The organism is Streptomyces sp. NPDC005438 (assembly GCF_040606315.1).
GTDB lineage: Bacteria > Actinomycetota > Actinomycetes > Streptomycetales > Streptomycetaceae > Streptomyces.
In genome coordinates this window covers 1-19362 of the sequence record NZ_JBEXEP010000020.1, presented here as the reverse complement: position 1 = coordinate 19362, position 19362 = coordinate 1, and the positions used below count along the sequence as shown (strand labels likewise).

Sequence of the window (19362 nt, the reverse complement as noted above, 5' to 3'; positions counted from 1 at the left end):
CACCCGCCTGACCCCTCAAACCCCCCACACCACGACCCGACACCAACCACGGCACCACCCCACCCACACCACACCCACAACCCACACCAACACCACAACCAGCAGAACCATCAGAACCAGAACCAGAACCAGAACCGGAACCGGCACCATCCAAGCCGGCATCAGAACCAGCACCCGACTCCACAACATTGGACCCCGAAGCCACCACCCCACGCCCACACGACCCCGCCACCACACCCACAGCCCCCTCCACAACCTCACCCTCCACCACAACCCCAGCACCAGCACCAACCTCGACCCCAACCTCAGGAGCCTCCTCCACAATCACATGCGCATTCGTCCCACTCATACCGAAGCCGGACACACCAGCCCGGCGGGGGCGGTCCTCGGTCCGCTCCCACTCCCGCTCCTCCGCCAACAACTCCACCCCACCCGACGACCAGTCGACGTGCGAGGACGGCGTACCGACGTACAGCGACTTGGGCATGACCCCGTGCTGCATGGCGAGGATGGTCTTGATCATGCCGGCGACACCGGCCGCGCCCTGGGTGTGGGCGATGTTGGACTTGATGGAGCCCAGCCACAGCGGACGTCCCTCGGGGCGGTCCTTGCCGTAGGTCGCCAGCAGGGCGCGCGCTTCGATGGGGTCGCCGAGGGTGGTACCGGTGCCGTGGGCCTCGACCACGTCGACGTCCGACGGACGCAACCCCGCGTTCTCCAACGCGTGCCGAATCACCCGCTGTTGGGCCAGTCCGTTGGGGGCGGTCAGGCCGTTGGAGGCGCCGTCCTGGTTGACCGCCGAGCCCCGCACCACCGCCAGCACCCGGTGACCGTTGCGCTGGGCGTCCGACAACCGCTCCAACAGCAGCAGGCCGACGCCCTCGCCCCAGGCGGTGCCGTCGGCGTCGTCCGAGAAGGGCTTGCACCGACCGTCGGGGGCCAGGCCCCGCTGGGCGCTGAACTCGCGGAAGGTGGAGGGGCTGGCCATCAGGGTGGCCCCGCCGGCGAGGGCCATGGTGCACTCGCCGGACCGTAGGGCCTGCACCGCGAGGTGGATCGACACCAGGGAGGACGAGCAGGCGGTGTCCACGGTGACCGCCGGGCCCTCCAGCCCCAGGGTGTAGGCGATACGGCCGGAGGCCACACTGGTGGCGCTGCCGGTGGCCAGGTAGCCGTCGGTCTCCATGCCGGACTGGTCGACCAACGGGCCGTAGTCCTGTCCGGTGGCTCCGGTGAACACGCCGGTGGCCGTGCCGCGCAGCGAGGACGGCACGATGCGGGCGCGCTCCAGGGTCTCCCAGGCGACCTCCAGCAGCAGGCGCTGCTGGGGGTCCATCGCCAGCGCCTCACGCGGGGATATGCCGAAGAACCCCGCGTCGAACTGGTCGGCTTCGTGCAGGAACCCGCCGTGGCTGACGTAGCTGGTGCCACGGCTGTCGGGGTCGGAGTCGACCAGGGTGTCCATCTCCCAGCCCGGACGGTCCGGGAAGGGGGTGATGGCGTCCTCCCCCTCGGACAGCAGTCGCCACAGGGCCTCGGGGGTGTCGGCACCTCCGGGCAGTCGGCAGGCCATGCCGACGATCGCGATGGGCTCGCGGGCGTTCTGCTCCAGACGCTGGTTACGCCGTTTCAGCTGCTCGTTGTCCCGCAGCGCCTTGCGCAGTGCGTCGACGACCTTGTCAGCGGAGGAGGAGGAAGCCGTCATCTCAACTTTCCCGTGCGTCGTTCTCGTTGCCGAGGGCCAATTGGACCAGGTCGGCCACGTCCATGTCGTCCAGGTCCGGTCCCGCCTCGTCGTCGTCCCGTGGGCGGGTGTCGCCGTCCGAACGGTCCGGGTCGTCGGCCAGTTCCAGCAGGGCGTCCAGCAGGCCGGACTCCCGGAGGCGGCTGAGGGGGATGGAACGTACGGTCGCCCAGGTCGCCGCCTCCTCCGCGCTCTCTCCGGTCTTCTCGTCCCCGGTCGGGAACAGCATCCCACCGAGGTAGCGGGCGAGTTCGGGGAAGGTGGGGTGGTCGAAGACCAGGGTGGTCGGCAGGTTCAGGCCGGTGACCGAGGAGAGGCGGTTGCGCAGGGCCACCACGGTCAGCGAGTCGAAGCCCAGTTCGCGGAACGGCCGGTCCGTGCGCATCTCGGCGGCCGTCTCGTGGCCCAGGGCCACCGCCGCCTCGCGCCGGAGCCGTTCCAGCAGTTGGCGCTGCCGTTCGGCGGCGTCCAGGCCGGCCAGTTCGCGGACCAGTTCCGGTTCGCCGTCCCGTTCCTCGACCGTGTCCGAGGAGGTGAGGGCACGACGGGCCTCGGGCACTCCGTCGATCAGTGGACGGTTGCGGGTGGCGGTGTAGGTGGGGGCGAAGGTCTTCCAGTCGATGTCGGCGACGACCAGTTCGCCCTCGTCCAGGCCGACCGAATCGGCCAGGGCCTGTACGGCGTACTCGGGGTCCATCTGCCGCATTCCCAGGCGCCGTAGGAACTCGCCGGTGTCGGCGTCCACCATGCCGCCGCCGCCCCAGGGGCCCCAGGCGATGGAGGTGGTCGGGCGTCCCTCGGCGCGGCGGGCGGCGGCGAAGGCGTCCAGGTAGGCGTTGGCCGCCCCGTAGGCGACCCGGCCGGCGTTGCCCCAGATGCCGGCGCCGGAGGAGAACAGCAGGAAGGTGTCGAGTTCCACCTCCCAGTGGTCGACGGCTTCGGCCAGGTGGCGCGCGCCGGCCACCTTGGGGCCGAGTACCCGCGCCATCTCCTCCGGGGTGAGCTGGGCGAGGGCGGTCTCCTGTCCGCTGGTGCCGGCGGCGTGGAGTACGGCACGGAGGGGTGGCCCGTCGACCGTGACCTTGGCGAACAGGGCGTTGACCGCCTCCTGGTCGCTGAGGTCGCAGGCGGCGATGACCACCTCGGCGCCCAGGTCGAACAGTTCCTCGCGCAGCTCGGGCATTCCCTCGGCGGCCTCGCCCCGTCGGCTGACCAGCACCACGCGTTCGGCGCCGGCCCGGGCGGCCCATCGGGCGAGGTGTCCGCCCAGGGCGCCGGTACCGCCGGTGATCAGCACGGTGTCGCGGGGCTGCCAGGGGTCGGGGGCCGCCTGGGCGGGTGCCCGGGTCAGCCGGCGGGCCGACAGCCCGCCGGGGCGTACCGCGAGGTGTTCCTCCTCGGTGGCCCCGCTGAGTACGGCCCGCAGGTGTTCGGCCTCGGTACCACCGAGGGTGGCGGGCAGGTCGACCAGCCCGCCCCAGGTGCCCGGCAGGTCCAGCCCGACGACCACACCGGCGCCCCAGGTCAGGGCCTGGGTGGGGTGCAGTGGCGGGTCCTGGGGGTCGGTGCCCACCGCGCCCACGGTCGCCACCCAGAGGGGGGCGGGGGTGGCCCGTTCCTCCAACGCCACGGCGGTGGCGGTGAGTTGGGCGAGCCCGAGGGGGGTGGGGCCGTGTTCGGGGTGCGGGGTCTCGTCGAAGGCGGTGAGCGTCAGGACGCCGGCCGGCTCCCGTTCGCCCAGCGCCTCCCGTATCCGGGTGCCGACCGCCGTGGCGTCGGTGTCGGCGGGGCGCAGGGTCACCTCGACGACCTCCGCTCCGCCGTCGGTCAGTGCCCGGGCGGTCTGGTCGGCCAGTGCGCCGTGGCCGCCGTCGCCCTCGGCGCGCAGCAACAGCCAGGTGCCGGACAGGGGTTGGGCGGTGGTGGAGCGTACGGCCTTCCAGGTGGTGCGGTAGCGCCAGCCGTCCACGGTGCCGCGCATCCGGCGGCCGGTGTGCCAGCGGGACAGGGCCGGCAGTACCGAGGCGAGGTGGTGCGGGGCCAGGTCGAGGCGGCGGCCGATGGACTCGGCGTCCTCGGTGGCCACGGCTCGCCAGAAGTCGGCCTCCTGGGGGTCGGCGGGGGCGTCGATGACCGGGTGGTCGTCCAGGTCGGGCCAGAACCGTCGGCGGTCGAAGGCGTACGCGGGCAGCTCGACGTGCCGGGTACCGGGGCCGGCAAGGGCCCGGGCCCAGTCGACGGTGGCGCCGGCGACGTGGGCTTCGGCGAGGGAGAGCAGGAAGCGGTCCATGCCGCCGTCGTCGCGACGCAGCGATCCGACGGCCACCACCTCGTCGGCGCCCTCGCGTTCGGCGAGGGTCTCGGTCACCGCGCCGGTGAGGACCGGGTGGGAGCTGACCTCGATCACGGGGCCGTAGCCCCGTTCGGCGAGGGTGCGCACCGAGTCGGCGAAGCGGACCGGCTGGCGCAGGTTGCGGAACCAGTAGCCGCCGTCGAGGGGGGTGTCCTCCACCTCGGCCCACTCGGCGGTGACGGTGGACAGGAAGGGCACCTCGGGCGGGTGGGCGGTGATCGGGGCCAGTACCTCGGCGAGGGGTTCCTCGATCGCGTCGGCGTGCCAGGAGTGGGAGGCGTAGTTGATCGGCACCCACTTGGTGCGTACGCCCCGCTGGCGGCACTCGGCGATCAGTTCCTCCAGGGCGTCGCGGTCGCCGGAGACCACCACGGCGCGGGGGCTGTTGACCGCGCCGACGCACAGCCGGTCCTGGTAGGGGCTGAGCATCTCCTCGACGCGTTCGGGGCCGACCTCGACGGACACCAGCCCGCCCTTGCCGGCGAGTGCGGTGACCTCGCGTCCGCGCAGGCACACCACCCGGGCGGCGTCGCGGAGGGAGAGGGCGCCGGCGAAGCAGGCGGCGGCGATCTCTCCCTGGGAGTGGCCGATGACGGCGGCCGGTTCGACTCCGTGGGAGCGCCACAGTTCGGCGAGGGAGACGGTGACCGCGAAGGTGGCGGGCTGCACCACGTCGTCGCCTTCCAGCCCGGGGGCTCCGGGGGCCTGGCGGAGTACGTCGGTCAGCGACCAGTCGACGAACTCCGACAGGGCGGCCTCGCAGCGTGCCAGGTGTTCGGCGAACACCGGGCTCTGGTCGAGGAGTTCGGCGGCCATGCCGGGCCACTGGGAGCCCTGGCCGGGGAAGACGAACACGGGGCGGCTGAGGGGGCGTGCCGGTCCCTCGACGACCTGTCGGGAGGGTTCGCCCTGGGCCAGGGCCCGTACGCCGTCCAGGAGTTGGGCGCGGTCGGAGCCGACGACCACGGCGCGGTGTTCCAGGGGGGAGCGGTCGGCGGCCAGGGACAGGGCGACGTCGGCGGGGGCGAGTTCGCTGGCCGCCGGCAGCAGGCGGGCGGCCTGGGTGCGCAGCGCGGCGGCGTCGGGGGCGGACAGCAGCCAGGCGGTCGGCCCCTCGGGGGGTGCGGTGGTGGGGTCGGGGCCGTGCGCGTCGGCGGGGTCGGCTTGTTCGAGGATGATGTGGGCGTTGGTGCCGCTGATGCCGAACGAGGAGACGGCGGCGCGCCGTACGTGTCCGGTCTCGGGCCACTCCTGGTTGTCGTGGAGCAGTCGTACGGCTCCGGCCTCCCAGTCGACCTTGGTGGAGGGCTGGTCCAGGTGCACGATCCGGGGCAGTACCCCGTGTCGCATGGCCATCACGCTCTTGATGACGCCGGCGACGCCGGCGGCGGCCTGGGTGTGGCCCAGGTTGGCCTTCAGGGCGCCGACGAACAGGGGGGCGTCGGCCGGGCGGTCCTGGCCGTAGGTGGCCAGCAGGGCCTGGGCCTCGATGGGGTCGCCCAGCGAGGTGCCCGTACCGTGCGCCTCCACCACGTCCACCTCGGTGGCGGTGAGGCCGGCGGTCTGGAGGGCCTGTCGGATGACGCGCTGCTGGGAGGGGCCGTTGGGGGCGGTGAGCCCGTTGGAGGCGCCGTCCTGGTTGATGGCCGAGCCCCGGATGAGGCCGAGGACGCGCCGGCCGTTGCGGCGGGCGTCGGACAGGCGTTCCAGCAGGACCAGTCCGAGGCCCTCGCCCCAGCCGGTGCCGTCGGCGGCTTCGGCGAAGGGCTTGCAGCGGCCGTCGGGGGCCAGGCCGCGTTGTCGGCTGAAGGCCTGGAAGACGGTGGGGGTGCACATCACGGTGGCGCCGCCGGCGACGGCGAGTTCGCACTCGCCGGCCCGTAGCGCGTTGACCGCCCAGTGGATGGCGACCAGGGAGGAGGAGCAGGCGGTGTCGACGGTGACGGCCGGGCCCTCCAGTCCGAAGGTGTAGGCGATACGGCCGGAGGCGACGCTGCCGGCGGTGCCGCTGCCGAGGTGGCCCTCCAGGTCGTGTTCCCGTCCGTGCAGCAGGATCGGGTAGTCGGTGTACATCAGGCCGACGTAGGTGCCGGTCTGGCTTCCCTTGAGGGAGCGGGGGGCGATGCCGGCGCGCTCGAACAGTTCCCAGGAGGACTCCAGCAGCAGGCGTTGCTGCGGGTCCATCGCCAGGGCCTCGCGCGGGCTGATGCCGAACACCGTGGGGTCGAACCGGTCGGCGTCCTCCAGGAAGCCGCCGTCGCGGACGTAGCTGGTGCCGGTGCGTTCGGGGTCAGGGTCGAAGAGTTGGTCGAGGTCCCAGCCCCGGTCGGTGGGCATGGGCACCACGGCGTCCTCGCCGCGCAGCACCAGGTCCCACAGGGCCTCCGGGGAGTCGGCGCCGCCGGGCAGCCGGCAGGACATGGAGACGATGGCGATGGGGTCGTCGTCGGGGGCGGGCCGGTTGCCCGCCGTCCTGGCCGGGGTGGTGTCGGGTTCGGCGCGGTCGCCGAGGAGGGACTCCAGGTGTTCGGCGAGGGCGGCCGGGGTGGGCTGGTCGAAGATCACCGAGGGGGGCAGTCGTACGCCGGTCTCCTCGCTGAGCTGGTTGCGCAGTTCGACGGCCATCAGGGAGTCGAAGCCCAGGTCGGAGAAGGCCTTCTCGGGGTCGACGGAGCTGCCCGAGGGGTGGCGGAGTACGGCGGCGATCCGGCCGCGTACCACGTCGATCATGGGGGCGCGGCCGGTACGGGTCCGGGTGCGGGCGGCGGGCTGGCCGACCAGTCCGCGCAACAGGGCGGGCAGGGTGTGCTGTTGGCGGCGCAGCACGGAGAAGTCGAGGGCGACCGGTACCAGGCCGGGTTCCTCGCGGTGCAGCGCGGTGTCGAACAGGGCGAGGCCCTCGGGTCCCTTGAGGCTGAGGACGCCGACGCTGCCGGCGCGGGCCAGGTCGACCTCGGTGAGGCCGCCGACCATGCCGTCCTCGCCTTCCCACAGGCCCCAGGCGAGGGACAGCGCGGGCAGGCCCTCGGCGCGGCGGCGTTGGGCGAGCGCGTCCAGGTAGGCGTTGGCGGCGGCGTAGTTGCCCTGGCCGGGGCCGCCGAAGGTGCCGGCGGCGGAGGTGAACAGCACGAACGCGGACAGGTCCAGGTCGCGGGTGAGTTCCTCCAGGTGGAGGGCGCCGGCGACCTTCGGGGCGAGGACGACGTCCAGGCGTCCGGGGGTGAGGGACTGGACGATGCCGTCGTCGAGGGTGCCGGCGAGGTGGATGACGGCGGTCAGCGGGTGGGCGCTGGGTATCCGGTCCAGTACCCGGGCCAGGGCGTCGCGGTCGGCGACGTCGCAGGCCTCGATGCTGATGTCGGCGTCCAGGTCGGCCAGTTCCAGGGCTCCGGTGGCGTTGGGGCCGGAGCGGCTGGTGACCAGCAGGTGGCGGACGCCGTGTTCGGTGACCAGGTGGTGGCACAGGGCGCGGCCGAGGCGGCCGGTGCCGCCGGTGACCAGGACGGTGCCCTCGGGGTCGAACGGGGCGGGCCGGCCGGTGGGTTCGACGGGGACGCGCACCAGTCGGGGCACGTACCAGCGGCCGTCGCGCAGCGCCAGGCGGGGTTCCTTGCGGGCGACGATGCCGGCCGGGGTGAGGGGGATGTCGTCCGGGTCGATGTCGTCGGGCAGGTCGACCAGTACCAGGCGTTCGGGGTTCTCCGACTGGGCGGAGCGGACCAGTCCGTCGACGGCGGCGGCGACCGGGTTCACCGGGGCGGCCTCGCCGGGCAGCCGTACCGCGCCCCGGGTACGCAGGACGCACCAGGAGTCGTCGGCCGAGGGGCGGGCCAGCTGGCGCTTGATCATCTCCAGGGTCTGGTGGAGGGCTTCGCGTACCGCCTGGTGGGGGTCTTCGGGCAGGTCGGCGGCGGCGCCGGGGAGGTCGACCACCTCGGGGGCGACGGTGGGCTCGTCGCCGGGGTGCCCGTCCGGGGGCAGTTCCTGCCACTCCAGGCGGAAGAGGGTGTCCCGTGGCCGGGGGCGGGGCTTCTCCCGGAGCCGCTCGGCGGTGACCGGCCGCAGCAGCAGGGAGTCCACGGCGAGTACGGGGGTGCCGGTGCCGTCGGTGGCGGTGAGGGCGAAGGACTGCTCGGAGGCGCGGCGCAGGGTGACCCGCAGGGCCAGGGCGCCGGGTACCGGGACCGACACCCCGGACCAGGTGAAGGGCACGGCTCCGGTGACCGGGCCGCCGTCCAGGGCGGAGGCGTGGAGCGCGGAGTCCAGCAGGGCGGGGTGGATCTGGAAGCGTTCGGCGTCGAGGTACCGGGACTCGGGGAGTTCGACCTCGGCGTAGAGGGCGTCGGTCCCGCGCCAGGCGGAGGTGAGCCGGCGGAACAGGGGGCCGTAGGACAGCCCGGCGTCGGCGAGTTCCTCGTACAGGCCCTCGGTGTCGAGGGGTTGGGCGTCGGCGGGCGGCCAGACCGGGGGCACGTCGGGGGTGTCGTCGAAGGCGGGGGTCAGGGAGCCGTCGAAGTGGCGGGTCCAGGGCTGGTCCTCGTCCGCCCCGCTGGTGCGGGCGTAGCCGGTGACCGTGCGGTGGCCGACCTCGTCGGCGGCGCCGACCACGACCTGGAGGCTGATCCGCTCGTTCTCCTCCATCGTCAGCGGTTCGGCGAGGACCAGTTCTCCGACGCGTGGGCAGTCGGTCAGGGCGCCGGCGCGCAGGGCGAGTTCGAGGAAGGCGGTGCCCGGCAGCAGGATCTGGCCGGCGACCCGGTGGTCGGCCAGCCACGGGTGGGTGTGCAGGGACAGTTCGCCGTGGAAGACGGTGCCGCCGGCGTCGGCGCGGTCCCATCCGGCGCCCAGGACGGCGTGCGACTCCGCCTCGTCGGGGCGGGTGATGGGCACGTCCAGCCACAGCCGGCGGTGCTGGAAGGCGTAGGTGGGCAGGTCGACGCGTCGGGCTTGGGTGCCCTCGTAGAAGCGCGACCAGTCGACGGGCACGCCGGCGGTCCACAGCCGGGCCAGGGCGTGCAGCAGGGAGTGGTTCTCGGGGGCGTCCTTGCGCAGCAGGGGCTGGACCACGCACTGGGCGGGCACGTCGTCGGCGACGGCGGCGGACAGCGGGCCGGTGGGGCCGAGCTCGACGAAGCGTCGGGTGCCCAGGCGGCGCAGTCCGGCGATGCCGTCGGCGAAGCGCACCGCCTCGCGTACGTGCCGCACCCAGTGGTCGGCGGTGAACCGGTCCACCACCGCGCCGGTCAGGTTGGAGACCACGGGAATGCGGGGGGCCTGGTACGTCACCGACTCGGCGACCGCGCGGAACTCGCCCAGCATGGGGTCCATGCGCGCGGAGTGGAAGGCGTGGCTGACCGACAGCCGGCGAACGCCCCGGTCGGCGAAGTGCTCGGCGGCGCGCAGTACGGCGTCCTCGTCGCCGGAGAGCACCAGGGAGCCGCTGGCGTTGAGGGCCGCGAGGGACACCCCCTCGCCCAGCAGGGGGGCCACCTCCTCCTCGGTGGCGCGGACCGCGACCATGGCCCCGCCGGCCGGCAGGGCCTGCATCAGCCGGCCCCGTGCGGCCACCAGTCGGCAGGCGTCCGGGAGGCTGAGGGCGCCGGCAACGTGGGCGGCGACCAGTTCGCCGATGGAGTGGCCGATGAGGTGGTCGGGGGTGACGCCCCAGGACTCCAGCAGCCGGAACAGCGCCACTTCGAGGGCGAACAGTGCCGGCTGGGTGTACTCGGTGCGCTCCAGCCGGTCGGCGTCGTGGAACATCACCTCGCGCAGGGGTGTGGCGGTGCCCGAGGCGCTGTCGAAGTGTCCGCACACCTCGTCCAGGGCGGCGGCGAACACCGGCTGGCTGGCGTACAACTCCCGCCCCATGCCGACGCGTTGGGCGCCCTGCCCGGAGAACAGGAAGGCCAGCGGCCCCCCGACGGTACGGCCCCGCACCACGCCGGGCGCGGCGTCGTCGCCGGAGGCCAGGGCGGCCAGCGAGGCGCCCAGTTCCTCCGGGGCGGCCCCCACCACCACGGCGCGGTGTTCCAGCGCGGCACGGGTGGTGGCCAGCGCGTACCCGACGTCCAGGGGGCGCTGTCCGGCCACGGAGCCGGCGAGCCGTTCGGCCTGGGCGGCGACGCCCTCGGGGCTCCGGGAGGACAGCGGCCACAGGGCGAACGGCAGGGAGCGCCCCGGCTCCGGTACCTGGGTGCCGTCCTCGGCCTCCTCCTCGGCGGGCGGTTCCTCCACGATCACGTGGGCGTTGGTGCCGCTGACCCCGAAGGAGGAGACGGCGGCGCGCCGGGGCCGGTCGGTGGTCGCCGGCCAGGGCCGGTCCTCGGTGAGCAGGCCCAGCCGGCCGCCGCTCCAGTCGACGTGGCGGGAGGGCTGGTCGGCGTGCAGGGTGCGGGGCAGGTGGCCGTGCCGCATGGCCAGCACCATCTTGATGACGCCGGCGACTCCGGCGGCGGCCTGGGTGTGGCCGAGGTTGGACTTCAGCGAGCCCAGCCACAGCGGCTGGCCGTCGGGGCGTTCCTGGCCGTAGGTGGTCATCAGGGCCTGGGCCTCGATGGGGTCGCCCAGGGTGGTGCCGGTGCCGTGCGCCTCGACCGCGTCCACGTCGCCGGGGGCGAGCCGGGCATCGGTCAACGCCTGGCGGATGACGCGCTGTTGGGAGGGGCCGTTGGGGGCGGTCAGGCCGCTGCTGGCGCCGTCCTGGTTGACGGCCGAGCCCCGGATGACGGCCAGCACCGGGTGGCCGTTACGGCGGGCGTCGGACAGCCGCTCCAGGGCGAGCAGGCCGACGCCCTCGGACCATCCGGTGCCGTCGGCGTCGTCGGAGAAGGACTTGCAGCGGCCGTCGGGGGCCAGGCCCCGGTGGCGGGCGAACTGGATGAAGGCGGCGGGGGTGGACATCACGGTGACCCCGCCGGCCAGGGCGAGGGTGCACTCGCGGGCGCGCAGGGCCCGGCAGGCGAGGTGGAGCGCCACCAGGGAGGAGGAGCAGGCGGTGTCCAGGGTGACCGCGGGGCCCTCCAGGCCCAGGGTGTAGGCGACGCGGCCGGAGGCGATGCTCGGTGAGCTGCCGTTGCCGATGTGGCCTTCCAGCCCGCGCGGGGGTTGCCGGACGCGGGTGCCGTAGTCGTTGTACATCACGCCGACGTACACCCCGGTGCGGCTGCCGCGCACCGAGGTGGGGCTGATGCCGCTCCGTTCCAGGGCCTCCCAGGAGGCCTCCAGCAGCAGGCGCTGCTGGGGGTCGGTGGCGAGCGCCTCCCGGGGGCTCATGCCGAACAGTTCGGGGTCGAACTCGGCGGCGTCGTGCAGGAACCCGCCCCTGGTGGAGTAGGTGGTGCCGGGGCGGTCGGGGTCCGGGTCGTAGAGGGAGTCCAGGTCCCAGCCACGGTCGGTGGGGAAGTCGGTGACCGCGTCGGTGCCGTCCCGCAGCAGTTGCCACAGGTCCTCGGGGCTCCGTACGCCTCCGGGCAGGCGGCAGCTCATCCCGACGATCGCGATGGGCTCGGTCTCCCGGGACTCCAACTCCCCCAGCCGCTGGCGGGTGCGGTGCAGGTCGGCGCTCGCTCGCTTCAGATACTCGCGAAGCCGGTCCTCAGTCATGGATTCGCCCTTTCGGCCGCCTTGGCCCTCGTGCGCGACGTGGTCTGCCACTCCGCCGCCCTCACGTGTCCAGTTCGTTGTCGAGGAACTGGAAGATCTCGTCGTCGGTCGCCGTGGCGAAGCGGTCCGCCGACGGGTCGTCGGCCTGGCCCGGTGCGGTGGTCGCCGCGCCGTGCTCCTCCCCTCCGGTCAGTTCGGACAGCAGGGTCCGCAGGCGTTCCTCGACCTTCTCCCGCAGTTCCTCCTCGCCGCCCAGCTCGGGCAACCGGGCGCCGAGCCGCTCCAGTTCGCCGAGGATCGGGGTGACCGCGCGGGCGGTGTCGGAGGGGAAGACCTCGCCCAGGTGGGTGGCGAGCCCGGCGGGGGTCGGGTAGTCGAACAGCACGGTGGCCGGCAGGGAGAGCCCGGTCTGGGCGGCGAGCCGGTTGCGCAGTTCGACGGCGCTGAGGGAGTCGAAGCCCATCTCCAGGAAGCCGCGTTCGGCGTCCACCAGGTCGGAGCTGTCGTAGCCGAGTACGGCCGCCGACTCGTCACGCACCAACTGGAGCAGCGCGCGGTCCCGTTCGGCGCGGGGCAGGGCGCCCAGCCGGCTGGCGGTGTCGGATGCCGTGGGGGCCTCGGCGGCCGTACCGGCCGAGTGCGCCACGGTGGTGTCGGCGACCTGGGGGCGGACCCGTACCAGGTCCCGTAGCAGGTGCGGTATCCGTTCGGTGGCGGCCAGGGGGGCCAGCGACAGCCGGGCCGGCACCAGCACCGCGTGGTCCACGGTGCGGGCCAGGTCGAGCAGCGCCAACCCGTCCTCGGTGGACAGGGCGGTGACCCCGCCCCGTTCGAACCGGGCCCGGTCGGAGTCGCCCAACTTGCCGGTCATGGCGCTGAGTTCGGCCCAGGGGCCCCAGTCGAGGGACTGGCCGGGCAGGCCCTGGGCCCGCCGGTGGGAGGCCAGGGCGTCCAGGAAGGCGTTGCCGGCCGCGTAGCTGGCCTGCCCCGCTCCGCCGAAGGTGGCGGCCAGCGAGGAGAACAGCACGAAGGCCGACAGTTCCCGGGTCCGGGTGAGTTCGTGCAGGTGGAGGGCGGCGTCGACCTTCGGGGCGAGGACCCCGTCGACCCGTTCGGGGGTCAGCGAGGTCACGACGCCGTCGTCGACCACACCGGCGGTGTGCACCACGTTGGTCAACGGGTGTTCGGCCGGCACCTGGTCCAGTACCCGGGACAGGGCGTCGCGGTCGGCGACGTCGCAGGAGGCGAGGGTCACCTCGGCCCCCAGCGCGGTCAGTTCCTCCCGCAGGGCCTCGGCCCCGGGCGCCTCGGGCCCGCGCCGGGACACCAACAGCAGCCGCCGCAGCCCGTGTCGGGCGACCAGATGGCGGGCCACCAGGGCTCCCAGGGTGCCGGTGGCTCCGGTGACCAGGGTGGTACCGGAGGGGTCCCACAGCGGCTGGGCGTCCGGGCCTGGGGTGGTGGCGGGGACCCGGGCCAGGCGGGCGGCGCGTACGCGTCCCCCGCGCAGCGCGGTCTGCGGTTCCTCGCCCGCGACGGCGGCGGGCAGCGCGGCGAGGGAGGCGGGGTCGGGGTCCTGGTCGAGGTCGATCAGGGCGAACCGTCCGGGGTTCTCCGAGCGGGCGGTGCGCACCAGTCCGTGTACGGCGGCGGCGGCCAGGTCGGTGACCTCGCCGTCGTCGTCCACGGCGAGGGCGCCCCGGGTGACGAACACCAGCCGGGACCCGGCCGCCCGCTCGTCCGCGAGCCAGCCCTGTACCAGGGCGAGCGCCTGGTGGGTGGCCCGTCGTACGTCCCGGGGGGAGGCGTCGGGCGAGGCCGCGGGGTCGGCGACGATGACCCGGTCCGGCAGCGGCGCCCCGGCGGTCACGGCCTGGAACAGGCTGTCCAGGGTGGGGTACGAGGCGAGCCCGGCCGCGTCGGCCAGGGTCTTCGCCACGTCGGGCACCGGGTCGGCGCTGCCCAGCAGCGCCCAGTTGCGCCCGGACGGCACCGGTTCGGGGGTGACCGACGCCCAACGGGTGTGGAACAGCGCCTCGTGCGGCACCCGTGGGGCGCCCTGGCGGGTGCCCCCGGTGGAGGGCCGGAACGCCAACGAGCCGACGGACACCACCGGTTGGCCCGACGGGTCCCAGGCCCGTACGGCCACGGTGTGCGTTCCGGTGGTCTCCAGCCGTACCCGCAGGCTGGTGGCGCCGGCCCGGTGGAGTACGGCTCCCTCGAAGGTGAAGGGCATCACGCCCTGGCCCTCGTCGCCGGCCTCGCCGAGTCCGATGGTCTGGAGGGCGGCGTCGAACAGCGCCGGGTGCAGGCCGTAGCCCTCGGTGTCGGTGCCCTCGGGCAGGGTCACCTCGGCGTAGATGTCGGTGCCCTGCCGCCAGGCGGCGCGCAGCCCCTGGAAGGCGGGGCCGTAGTCGGCGCTGACCTCGGCCAGGCGGGCGTAGAAGCCCTCCAGGTCGAGGGCGGTGGCCTCGGCCGGCGGCCACTGGGCGGGCGCGGCCTCGGGCGGGGTGTCGGTCTCCGGCAGGAGGGTGCCGGAGGCGTGCCGCTGCCAGGGCTGCTCGTCGGGGGCGTCGGCCGGCCGCGAGTGGACGCTCAGCGCGCGGGCGCCGCCCTCGTCCGGGTCGCCGACCCGTAGCTGGAGGTGGACGGCCGTCCCCTCGGTCAGGGGTAGCGGCGCCTCCAGGGTGAGTTCGCCGACCCGGCCGCAGCCGACCTGGTCGCCGGCGCGTACGGCGAGTTCGGCGAAGGCGGTGCCGGGCAGCACCACGGTGCCGTCGATGACGTGGTCGGCCAGCCAGGGGTGTCCGTGCAGCGACAGCTGGGCGGTGAACAGGTGGCCGTCGTCCTCGGCCAGCCGCAGCGCGGCGCCCAGCAGCGGGTGGTGGGCGGACCGCAGGCCGGCCTCGTCCACGTCGCCCCGTCGGCGGGGGGTGTCCAGCCAGTAGCGCTGGCGTTGGAAGGGGTAGGTGGGCAGCGGTACGGGCTCCGCCTGGGGCGGGCACAGGGCGGCGACGTCCAGCGGGGCGCCGCCGGTGTGGAGCTGGGAGACGGCGGTGAGGAGGTTCTCCGCCTCGGGGCGGCCACGGCGTACCGCAGGGGCCACCACTCCGGTCGCCCCCTCCGGGCGGCAGTCCGAGGTCAGGGCGGTGAGCACCGCGTCCGGGCCGACCTCCAGGTAACGGGTGACGCCCTCACCGTCCAGGAAGGCGACGCCGTCGGCGAACCGTACGGCCTCGCGCACCTGGGAGACCCAGTAGGCGGGGCTGCGCAGCTGCTCCTCGGTGGCGGTGCGTCCGGTGACGTCGGACACCACCGGGATCGTCGGCGGGGACAACGGGACGTCCCGGACGATCTCCTCGAAGCGCTCCAGCATCGGGTCCATATGAGGCGAGTGAAACGCATGGCTGACCCGCAAACGCTTAGTCTTTCGACCGAGTTCGGCGAAGTGGGCGGCGATGTCGTCCACCTCGGCGGTGTCGCCGGAGACCACGGTGGCCTCGGGTCCGTTGAGGGCGGCGACACACACCCGGTCCTCCCGGCCGGCCAGCAGAGCCCGTACCTCGTCCTCGGAGGCGACCAGGGAGACCATGGCCCCGCCCTCGGGCAGCTCGCGCATCAGTCGGCCCCGGGCGGCGACCAGTCGGCAGGCGTCGCCCAGGGTGAGGACGCCGGCCACGTGGGCGGCGGCCAGTTCGCCGATGGAGTGGCCGATCAGGTAGTCCGGGGTCACCCCCCAGGACTCCAGCAGCCGGAACAGCGCCACCTCGACGGCGAACAGCGCCGGCTGGGTGTAGTCGGTACGGTCCAGCAGCTCGGCCAGGTCGGTGCCCTCCGAAGCGAACACCACCTCCCACAGCGGCTGGTCCAGCTCCAGGTCCAGGTGGGCGCACACGGCGTCGAAGGCCTCGGCGTAGGCCGGGAACACCTCGTACAACTCCCGCCCCATACCAGGGCGTTGGGCGCCCTGCCCGGAGAACAGGAACGCGGTACGGCCACCACCGCTCACCCCGACGGCACCCGGCGCGGGCACCCGACCCTCCAGCCAGCCGGCCAACCGCTCCCGCAGCGCGTCCCGGTCGGTGCCCCAGCACAGCAGCCGGTGCTCGAAGCGGGAACGTGCGGCGAGGGTACGGGCCACCCCAGCGGCGTCGGCCTCGGGCCGGGCCTCCAGGGTCTCCAGCAGGTTGCGGCCCTGGGCCCGCAGCGCCTCGGCGCTGCGGGCGGACAGCACCCACGGCAGCCAGTCGCCGCAGGGCGGTGCCGTCGGGACCACCGGGCTGGCCGTGGACGGTGCCGGCTCCTCCTCGGGGGCCTGCTCGACGATCACGTGGACGTTGGTGCCACTGACGCCGAACGAGGACACCCCGGCGCGGCGTGGGCGGTCGGCCTCCGGCCAGGGGCGCTCCTCGGTGAGCAGCCGTACCGTGTCGCCGGACCAGTCCACATGCGGGGTGGGTTCCTCGGCGTGCAGGGTCCGGGGCATCACCTGGTGTCGCAGGGCCAGCACCGTCTTGATCACGCCGGCCATCCCGGAGGCGGCCTGGGTGTGGCCGATGTTGGACTTCACCGACCCCAGCCACAGCGGCCGGTCGGCCGGCCGGTCCGCTCCGTAGGTGGCCAGCAGGGCCTCCGCCTCGATCGGGTCACCGAGCTTGGTGCCCGTACCGTGCGCCTCCATCAGGTCGACGTCGGCCGGGCCCAGTCCGGCGCCGGCCAGCGCCTGGCGGATCACCCGCTGCTGCGCCGGCCCGCTGGGAGCGGTGAGCCCGTTGGAGGCGCCGTCCTGGTTGACGGCCGAGCCCCGGATGACCGCCAGCACCTGGTGGCCGTGGCGCCGGGCCTCCGACAGCCGCTCCACCAGCACCAGTCCGACGCCCTCGGCCCAGCCGGCGCCGTCCGCCTCGGCGGAGAACGCCTTGCAGCGCCCGTCCGGGGACAGGGCGCCCTGGCGGCTGAACTCGACGAAGGTGTCCGGGGTGGAGATGATCGTGACCCCTCCGACCAGGGCCTGGGAGCAGTCACCGGACCGCAGCGCCTGGATCGCCTGGTGCAGGGCCACCAGGGAGGAGGAGCAGGCGGTGTCCACGGTGACCGCCGGGCCGGTCAGCCCGAAGGTGTAGGCGATGCGGCCGGAGGCCACGCTGGCGGCGCTGCCCGTGGCGAGCTGGCCCTCGTACTCGCCCGGGGCGTCGCCCAGGCGGGAGCCGTAGTCGTTGTAGTTGGCCCCGACGAACACCCCGACCGAGGAGCCCCGGACGCCGGCCGGGTCGATCCCGGCCCGTTCGAAGGCCTCCCAGGTGGTCTCCAGTAGCAGCCGGTGCTGGGGGTCGATGGCCGGGGCGGTACGCGGGGAGATGCCGAAGAAGTGCGGGTCGAACCGGGCGGCGTCGTGCAGGAAGCCGCCTCCCCGGGTGTAGTAGGTGCCCGCCCGGTCCGGGTCCGGGTCGTAGAGCCCCTCCAGGTCCCAGCCACGGTCGGTGGGGAACGGCGTCACCGCGTCGCCGCCCGAGGCCAGCAGCTCCCAGAGGCCCTCGGGGGTGTCGATGCCGCCGGGCAGACGGCAGCTCATGGCGATGATGGCCACGGGGTCGTCGTCCGACGCCGTCACGGGTACGGGGGCGGCCCCCGCCTCCTCGGTGACCGGTTCGCCGCCGAACAGTTCGTCGCGCAGGTGGCGGGCCAGTCGTCCGGCGGTGGCGTGGTCGAACACCACCGTGACCGGCAGCCGCAGCCCGGTGGCGGTGTTCAGCCGGTTCCGCAGGTCCACGGCCGTCAGCGAGTCGAAGCCCAAATCCCTTAGCGCGCGGTCCAGTTCGACCGCCTCCGGGTCCGGCAGACCGAGTGCCGCCGCCGCCTGCTGGCGGACCAGTTCGACCAGGGCCTGTTCCCGTTCGGCGGGGGAACGTCCGGCGAGGGTGCCCGCGAAGCCCTCCATGGGGGCCCGCGTCTCGGCCGGGGCCTCGGCGGCGCGCGGCTGGGCGTCCGGCAGCGCGGCCAGCACCCTGCCGGCGCGCCCCTCGGTGCACACCTGCGCGTACCGCGACCAGTCGATGTCGGCGACGACCAGGAAGGTCAGGTCCTGGTCCAGTACCTGGCCCAGCGCGCTGAACGCGTCCTGGGGGGCCATCCGTTCCATACCGGTGCCGCGCAGCCGGGCACCCCACTCGGCGCCACCGGCGAGCCCCACCTCCGCCCAGGTGCCCCAGGCGACGGAGGTGGCCGGCAGCCCCTGGGACCGACGGGCCACCGCGAGGGTGTCCAGGTAGGCGTTGGCGGCGGAGTAGGCGCCCTGGCCGGGGCCCCCGAGGGTGCCGCCGAGTGAGGAGAACAGCACGAAGGCGTCCAGCTCGGCGTCCCGCGTCAACTCGTCCAGGTTGCGGGCGGCGACCACCTTGGGCCGCAGCACCGTCTCGATCCGGTCCGGGGTGAGCGCGTCGATGAGGCAGTCGTCCAGTACGGCGGCGGCGTGGACCACCGCCCGCAACGGCAGGTCGGCGGGGACGGACTCCAGCACACCAGCCAGCGCCTCCCGGTCAGCGACGTCACAGGCCGCCACGGTCACCCGCGCCCCGAGGGCCTCCAGTCGCGCGGTGAGTTCCCCGGCGCCCGGCGCCTGGGGGCCACGACGGCTGAGCAGCAACAGGTGCGGCGCCCCCGCCTCGGCCAGCCAGGCCGCCAGCTCCGCCCCGACCCCACCGGTCCCCCCGGTGACCAGCACGGTGCCGGTGGGGCTCCAGTCCCGTACGGCCGGGGTCTCCCGGGCCGGCTTCCGCACCAGCCGACGGGCGTAGACGCCCCCCGCCCGTACGGCCAGCTGGTCCTCCTCGTCCAGTCCGGCCAGCACCCGCACCAGACGGCTCGCCGCACGGTCGTCCACCTCGGCGGGCAGGTCCACCAGTCCACCGATGCGACGCGGGTACTCCATCGCCGCGATACGCAGCAACCCCCACAGCAATGCGTCGTCCGGGTCGACGTCCCGGTCCGAGGGGGTCACCGACACCGCGCCCCGGGTCGCGACCCACAGCGGGGCCTCGCTCCCGGCGTCGCCGAGCGCCTGGACCACGGAGACCGTGCCCTCCAGGGCGGCCCCCTCCCCCAGCCCCAGCAGGGACAGCACCCCGCCCAGCTCCTCCAACGGCCCCATACGCGCGGCCAGTTCGGCACGGTCACCGCCGGTGACGGTCACCACCCGGACGCTCGCCCCGTGCGCCTCCAGGGCCGCCCCGACCCGCTCCGCCGCCGAGACCCCGCCCTCCGGGACCAGCAACAGCCAGTGCGCTCCGCCGAGTTCGGGACGGTCCCCCAGGGACACCGGGCGCCAGGCCACGTCGTACCGCCACGAGTCGATACGGGAACCCAGCTGGCGACGCCGATGCCAGTCGGCCAGCAGTGGTCGTACCCGCTCCAGAGGGGCGACGTCCTCGCCCTCCACCCCGAGGGTGCGCACCAGCGCGGCCGGGTCCTCCCCCTCGACGGCGGCCCAGAAGTCGGCGTCCACGGAGGGGAGTTGGGCGGGGGCGTCCTCCGCCTGTTCCGTCAACCAGTAGTGCTCCCGCTGGAAGGCGTACGTCGGCAAATCCACCAACCGCGGCCCCAACCCCTCAAACACCACCGACCAATCCACCTCCACACCCCGCACCCACAACCCCGCAACCCCCTC

At 74.2% G+C, this 19362-nt stretch carries 3 protein-coding genes; all 3 read right to left on the bottom strand.

Features of this window, described 5'->3' with window-relative positions; genetic code table 11:
- The coding region (locus ABZT14_RS25320; RefSeq protein ID WP_356306778.1) for a beta-ketoacyl synthase N-terminal-like domain-containing protein at nucleotides 1-1705 on the bottom strand (1705 nt) is incomplete at its 3' end.
- A 1-nt stretch (nucleotide 1706) separates the two neighbouring features.
- Nucleotides 1707-11699 carry a type I polyketide synthase gene (locus ABZT14_RS25315; RefSeq protein ID WP_356306776.1) on the bottom strand — a complete coding sequence of 3331 codons (9993 nt, stop codon included), beginning with the start codon at nucleotides 11697-11699 and terminating at the stop codon, nucleotides 1707-1709.
- Nucleotides 11700-11760: 61 nt separating this feature from the next.
- A complete protein-coding gene (locus ABZT14_RS25310; protein WP_356306773.1) occupies nucleotides 11761-19284 on the bottom strand; it encodes an SDR family NAD(P)-dependent oxidoreductase in 7524 nt (2507 codons plus the stop codon).
- Between the last annotated feature and the right edge of the window lie 78 nt (nucleotides 19285-19362).